At 71.1% G+C, this 2,311-nt stretch carries 3 protein-coding genes and 1 pseudogene; all 4 read right to left on the minus strand.

What is annotated here, in order from left to right:
- Positions 1-143: pseudogene (locus AB0Q90_RS42035) on the minus strand (serine hydroxymethyltransferase); the annotation flags it as partial.
- Complete coding sequence (gene gcvH, locus AB0Q90_RS42040) at positions 140-574, minus strand: glycine cleavage system protein GcvH (protein WP_363166033.1); 435 nt, start codon at positions 572-574, stop codon at positions 140-142. The gene gcvH and the pseudogene AB0Q90_RS42035, both read right to left, overlap by 4 nt.
- A complete protein-coding gene (locus tag AB0Q90_RS42045) occupies positions 571-1,752 on the minus strand; it encodes an FAD-dependent oxidoreductase (RefSeq protein ID WP_363166032.1) in 1,182 nt (393 codons plus the stop codon). The genes gcvH and AB0Q90_RS42045 overlap by 4 nt, the downstream gene beginning before the upstream one ends.
- A 206-nt stretch (positions 1,753-1,958) precedes the next feature.
- On the minus strand, positions 1,959-2,311 hold a 353-nt coding region (locus AB0Q90_RS42050), incomplete at its 5' end, for an SRPBCC family protein (RefSeq protein ID WP_363166031.1).

The raw sequence follows: 2,311 nt of genomic DNA on the forward strand, positions 1-2,311 counted from the left end.
CCCTGGGCCTCCATGACCGCCAGCGGAGCGAAGTTCTCCGAGGCGATCATTTCGAGCGTGGACTGCTGACGGTCCAGCTCGGCGTCGACCGCGGCGGCTACCTCCGGGTCGAGCTCGTGCAGGGACTGGTGGAACAGCGTCATCGGCCGTCTCCTTGGGTGTGGGCACAGTGGGCGGCGTAGGCGTCGGCGGACAGGGCGCCGGCGATGTTCTCGACCCGGAGCCTGAACAGCCAGCCGCCGGTGTAGGGGCTGGTGTTGACGGCGCCGGGGTCGTCGGCCAGCGCGGTGTTGACTTCCAGGACCCGGCCCGAGGCGGGGGCGTACAGGCTGCTGACGGCGGTCAGTGACGCGATCCGGCCGCAGCTCTCCCCGGCCTCGACCCAGGTGCCGACCTCGGGCAGCCGGAGGTCGACGACGTCGCCGAGGGCCTGCGCGGCGAAAGCGGTGATGCCGACGGTGGCGTTGCCCTCGTCCACGACCAGCCACTCGTGATCCCAGGTGTAGCGCAGGTGCCGCGGAATGCCGGGGGCGATCTCGCCTGCGTCCGGGGGCGGTTGAGGCGGGGAGCTCATGAGACGAGGGCCGCGGCGGCGGGGACGAGGGTGCGGCGGAGCCGGTTGAAGAACTTCGGCTGGTTGAGAGAGAGCACGGCGACGGGGGTGCCCTCGCGCCGGTAGACGGCCGTGAAGGACCGGCTGTCGAGATCGCCCTCGACGAGCTCCGGCTCGGCGCCGGGGGCGACGTGTCCGGCGAGCTGGATGCGCACCTTGTACTGGTCGGACCAGAAGTACGGCGCGGTGAGCGGTGCGGGGGCCGGCACGCCGGTCAGCAGTGTGCGGGCGGCGGTCTTCGCCTGCTCGGTGGCGTTGCTCCAGTGCTCGATGCGGGCGTGCCGTCCGGTGAACGGGTTGGGGCAGCGGGCGACGTCACCGACGGCGACCACGCCCGGGACGCTGGTCGAGCAGCCGGCGTCGCACACCACGCCGTCGTCGACGTGCACCCCGGAACCGGCGAGCCAGTCGGTGGCCGGCCTGACTCCCACCCCGACCACGACGATGTCGGCGGGCAGCACCTGCCCGTCCGCCAGCCGTACGCCCGTGACCCGGCCCTCGCCGACGAGTCCCGCCACGCCCGTTCCGCACAGCAGACGGACCCCGTGGTCGGTGTGGAGGGAGGAGCACACCAGGCCCATTTCGCGCCCGAGTTGGCGTTCCAGCGGTACGTCGAGGGCCTCGACGACGGTGACGTGGAGCCCGAGCCGGTGGGCCGTGGACGCCACCTCGGCGCCGATGAAGCCGGCGCCGATGACGACGACCCTGGGCAGCCCGTCCAGCAGCTCGGCGCGCAGTGCCTGGGCGTCGTCCAGGGTGCGCAGGGTGTGGACCCCGGCGAGGCCGTCCATGCCGGGGAGCATCCGGGGACTGGCGCCGGTCGCGACGACGACGCCGTCGGTGCGCACATGGCGTCCTCCGGCCAGGGTGACGGTCCGGGCGAGGGTGTCGAGCCGCACCGCGCGCTCGCCGAGCACCCACTGCACGTCGAGGTCCTCGTACTCGTCCGCGTCGCCGAGCGCGAGCGCTTCGGCGTCGAGGTCCCCGGTGAGGAAGTCCTTGGACAGCGGCGGGCGGTCGTAGGGAGTGTGGCGTTCCTCCCCCACGACGACGATCTCGCCGTCGTAGCCCTCTGCGCGCAACGCACGGACCGCGCTCAGGCCTGCCAGCGACGCTCCGACGACGGTGATGCTCCTCATACGGGCTCCAGACAGGGATGTCTCATATCGCACAACGACACGCGCTATGCGCAACATGGTTTCGATGGAATTCGGGGGTGTCAAGGGGAAGGGGCCACCCATCGGTTCCCGATGGCGCACAAGGTTGCGCAGTTCGCATCCTTCACCCCATGGCCCGCCCACCCGCCGGAGGGGCCGCAACGGCAGGTGGACGGGCGGTACGGGGGTCAGCGCGTGGGCCGCACCTCCAGCTTGTTCTGCAGCCAGGTGTGGAATTCGCCGATGTGGTGCTCGCTGGGCACCAGGACACCGCCCTTGGCGTACGCCCGCGAGCTCATCGCCGGCTGGGTGCGCTCACAGGCGTCGAAGTCCTGCTGGTTGACCCGGTGGAACAGCTCCACCGAACGGTCCACGTCCTTGCCGCTCTCGACGATGTGCGGGAGGTAGAGCCAGTCGCACTCGACCACCGTGCGGTCGGGTGCCATCGGGTACATCCGGTGGAAGATCACATGGTCGGGGACGAGGTTGATGAACACCTGCGGCCGGACGGTGATCGCGTAGTAACGGCGGTCCTGCTCCT

Origin of the sequence: Streptomyces sp. NPDC079141 (genome assembly GCF_040686775.1) — a bacterium.
Lineage (GTDB): Bacteria > Actinomycetota > Actinomycetes > Streptomycetales > Streptomycetaceae > Streptomyces.

Bases quoted from the DNA above. Each gene is read 5' to 3' on its own strand.
- AB0Q90_RS42045 (WP_363166032.1), bottom strand. From the start codon at position 1,752: ATGAGGAGCATCACCGTCGTCGGAGCGTCGCTGGCAGGCCTGAGCGCG.
- gcvH (WP_363166033.1), bottom strand. From the start codon at position 574: ATGAGCTCCCCGCCTCAACCGCCCCCGGACGCAGGCGAGATCGCCCCC.